The following is a 3,685-nucleotide window of genomic DNA, read 5'->3' on the forward strand; positions in this document are numbered from 1 at the left end:
GCTACCCCATCACTTCGAGAGAGCAGTATATGAAGCTCAGGGAATCGGGCGAACAGACTGCCTGTCTGACGAAAGCCCGCAACGGCAACAAAAAGGCGAAGTTGCGCCTGATGCAGTTTAACTATTCGTTGGCAGGATCAGAACACTTTGCATTGAAAGGCTACGACATCGTGGGTAAGACGGTGGGCATGGATGTGGATTTTGACCCAGAGGCGAAGGACTATGAGAAGCGGTTGAAAGAAGCGCCACAGCTGATCCTTGACAAGAAAGAGGAACTCGGACTGGTGCTGTTGGAGCGGTCGGTCAACAAAGGTTTTCACTTGGTATTCCGCCGTAGGGCAGGACTCTCGCAGGAGGAAAACTTGCGGTGGGCAAGCGACCTGTTGCAGATACCGTTTGACCAAGCTGCCAAAGACGTGACGCGCGTGTTTTTTGCCACTGGAGCGACGAAAGATGATTTGATTTATCTTGACGATGCACTGTTTGATAATGCCCCGTTTGAGGCAGAAAATGCACCTGTGGCAGAGTATAAAATGACGGAGGAAACGTCAAGTCAAGAGGCGACCAAGGACCAGCCTGCAACGTACCCCATCATGTATCAGGGCATGCCTTATACGTCGATAGTCGAAGCACTGGAAAACCAGTTGGGCGGACGCCCTGAACACGGGTCGCGTAATGCGTTCATCTTCTCCATGGCGTGCAACCTGCGTTATCTGTGTAATGACGACCCACAATGGATAGCAACCCTTTTGCCCAATTACGGCGAAGAACAAGGTCGGTGGATGTCCACCATCCGTTCGGCATGCGAGCGCAAGCAGACGATGGCGATGCCCGAAATAGTGAAGCGAGCCTTGAAGGTGGCGCAACAGGAAAACCGCTGTGATGGTGACGGAGAGGGTGAGGATGCTCCGCCTCAGATGCCGAAGAAGCTGCCCAAACTCATCGAACTCCTGACCTCGCAGACGCCAGAGATCTATCGGGCTGCCGTGGCGCATGCGGTATTTCCTCCGTTGGCAACCCACCTGTGGCGCACACGCTTCCCCTATATAGATAATGTGGAGCATGAAGCCACGCTGATGTGTGTGCTGATGGCTGGAACGGGTGCCGGTAAATCGTGTGTCAGCGACCCCATCAAGCATATCATGGCGGATATTCGGGAGCGTGACCGAGAGAATCTGGAACGCGAGAAAGCATGGAAGGAAGAAGCGAGCAGAAAGGGTGCCAACAAAGACAAGGCAAAGCGCCCTGAAAACCTTGTCATCCAGGAGATTGATGCCGACATGACCAATCCTGCTTTCGTGATGCGTACCGCCGAGGCACAGGAGCATTTCCTCTATACGTCGCTCAACGAAATTGACCAGTTTGATGCGTTGAAAGGCCAGGGCAAGCAACAGTTTCGCATCATGTGTCTGGCATTCGACCCAGGCAACACCTACGGACAGACGCGTGTGGGTATGCAGTCGGTGACCGAGCGTGTCACCGTCCGTTTCAACTGGAACGCTTCGACGACGATAGTCAAAGGACAGCAGTATTTCCGCAATGTGCTGACCGATGGTCCTATCTCGCGTATCAATTTCTGTACGATACCGGAGCGAGAGATTGGCGCAGAAATGCCCGTCTATGGCACTTACGATGATCACTTTGACGAGCAGCTCAAGCCCTATATCGAAAATCTGTGTCGGGCAAACGGCCTTGTGGAATGTAAGGAAGCCATTGCGTTGGCACAGCAACTGAAAGAAGAGAATGCCGATACGGCACGCATGACGCAGAGCAGAGTGTATGAGAACCTGTCGTTTCGTGCTAACGTCATCGCCTATCTCAAAGCGTGTGTACTCTACGTGGCAAACGGTTGCAAGTGGGAACAGGAAATCGCCGATTTCGTCCGTTGGTCGGAGCAGTACGATCTTTGGTGCAAGATGCGCTTTTTCGCGACTGCCATCGAACAGGCGGAAACTGAGGGAGAGAAATCTAACCGCAGAGGGCCGAGAAATCTGCTGCAACTATTGCCCAACGAGTTTACTATGCACGAAGCTGAAGCTCTTCGACTGCAACAGGGCTTTGATAGAAAAGGGACAATACAAATGTTGCGTATGTGGATTCAACGTAAGTACATAATCAGAACAAGCGTTACAGATAACAATATAACAGTTTATGAAAAGCTAAAATTTAGAAATTACGAGAAATGAAGATAACAATCATACGTGCCGAATGTTCCAAATATGGGCAGGACGGTGTACTCTATATCAATAATAATCCAGTGTGCGATACATGCGAACACCCTAAACGTAAATTGCCAGCAGGAGAATATGACCTAAAGTTGGCATTGAACAGGAAACTTAGGCGGTCGGTACCGACACTCTCGAACGGGAGTATTATCACCATGGGAAACGGTCCGTTTCTGCTCAACAACGACATTATTGTGGGCAAGCGTGTGTTGCGAGGGGTGTTGCTCCAGACATCCGAGGTGTTTAACAAGCTGATTGATCGGCTTGACAAAGCACAAAACGTAGGAAAAACATTTACATTAACAATTAAATAACGAAACATTATGAAAGAACTTTTCAAGGTAATCTCACAGTCAGAACCTACCACCATCCGTAAGCAGGATGGCTCTCAGATCAACAAGTCCATCATCGTACTGCAAGAGATTGGCAGTCAGTATGAAGACACTTTCGCCGCGACCCTGTTGGGCAACCAGGGAAAATACAGCAAGGGCGACCTCGTGTATTGTGCGCTGCGGTTTAACGCGCGAGAGTATAACGACAGCATCTATCAGGATGTGGTGATCAAGGACATCGTGAAGTTTCATTCTACCAACGTATTCTGATCATGGCAAAAGACATCATTCTTTCAGAGCATTTCCGCTTGTCGGAGTTTACCAACTCCTACATGGCGAAGCGATTAGGCATTGACAACACGCCTTCATTGGCGGTAGTGAGCAACCTTCAGCAACTGTGTCGGCATGTATTAGAGCCCCTGCGCCAGTATGCCGGTTGTCCCATCATCATCAGTTCGGGCTACCGTTGTCCGTCGCTCAACCAGGCGGTGGGCGGTGTGAGCAAGAGTCAGCACCTCGTTGGTGAAGCAGCAGACATCGTATTGCCATCCACGGCAGTAGGTCGTCAATGGCTGTGTTGGTTGATGGATCAGAAGTTCGACCAGCTCATCTTCGAGCGTGCGAGCGTCAAGAGCACAACATTCTGGATTCACGTGAGTTATCGGCAGGATGGCCACAACCGCCAACAGGTGATTGAAGGGCTGACGAAGATCTAAAGTCTCACAGAAATTTTTAATCCACGGATCACACTCTAAGCGGATTCTTTTGGGGGTTGCTTCGCAAGAAATCTTTGGAGGAAATCTTCATGTAAAATCTAAGGACCTAAACGGTCCAGAAATCTATTTAAGATTGCTATCTCCCTAAAATATTTCTTGCCGTAGGCAACATCTTAAACAGGATTTCCCCAAAAGATTTCTAGCCTTCAGGCTACCCAAAAAAAATCCACGGATCACACGGAGAACACGGAAATATTTTTATCAAGACGTACAAATAGAAAAGAGGCGGTATTCGCATACGGCCTCTTTTATAATTAATTATTAATTTATAAGAAATTACTGTTACAAAAGTCCTGTTTCAGTAATTCTGGCCTATGTTTACGTTGCAAATATACGAATAATAATGATATGT

At 48.8% G+C, this 3,685-nt stretch carries 4 protein-coding genes; all 4 read left to right on the forward strand.

Features of this window, described 5'->3' with window-relative positions; translation table 11 throughout:
• Positions 1 to 593 precede the first annotated feature (593 nt).
• The 4 genes from CIK89_RS01020 to CIK89_RS01035 are packed head-to-tail and all read left to right on the forward strand — an operon-like array spanning position 594 to position 3,273.
• Entirely contained in the window at positions 594 to 2,186 is a 1,593-nt protein-coding gene (locus CIK89_RS01020; protein WP_371593123.1) for a hypothetical protein, read from the forward strand.
• Entirely contained in the window at positions 2,183 to 2,539 is a 357-nt protein-coding gene (locus tag CIK89_RS01025) for a DUF5675 family protein (RefSeq protein WP_094389579.1), read from the forward strand. Before CIK89_RS01020 ends, CIK89_RS01025 begins: the two co-directional genes overlap by 4 nt.
• 9 nt (positions 2,540 to 2,548) lie before the next feature.
• Positions 2,549 to 2,827: a hypothetical protein gene (locus tag CIK89_RS01030; RefSeq protein ID WP_094389580.1), complete on the forward strand. Its 279-nt coding sequence runs from the start codon at positions 2,549 to 2,551 to the stop codon at positions 2,825 to 2,827.
• 2 nt (positions 2,828 to 2,829) lie between these two features.
• Positions 2,830 to 3,273, forward strand: coding sequence for a D-Ala-D-Ala carboxypeptidase family metallohydrolase (locus CIK89_RS01035; protein ID WP_094389581.1), 444 nt, complete (start codon positions 2,830 to 2,832; stop codon positions 3,271 to 3,273).
• Positions 3,274 to 3,685: the final 412 nt, after the last annotated feature.

Source organism: Prevotella sp. P4-119 (genome assembly GCF_002251345.1).
GTDB lineage: Bacteria > Bacteroidota > Bacteroidia > Bacteroidales > Bacteroidaceae > Prevotella.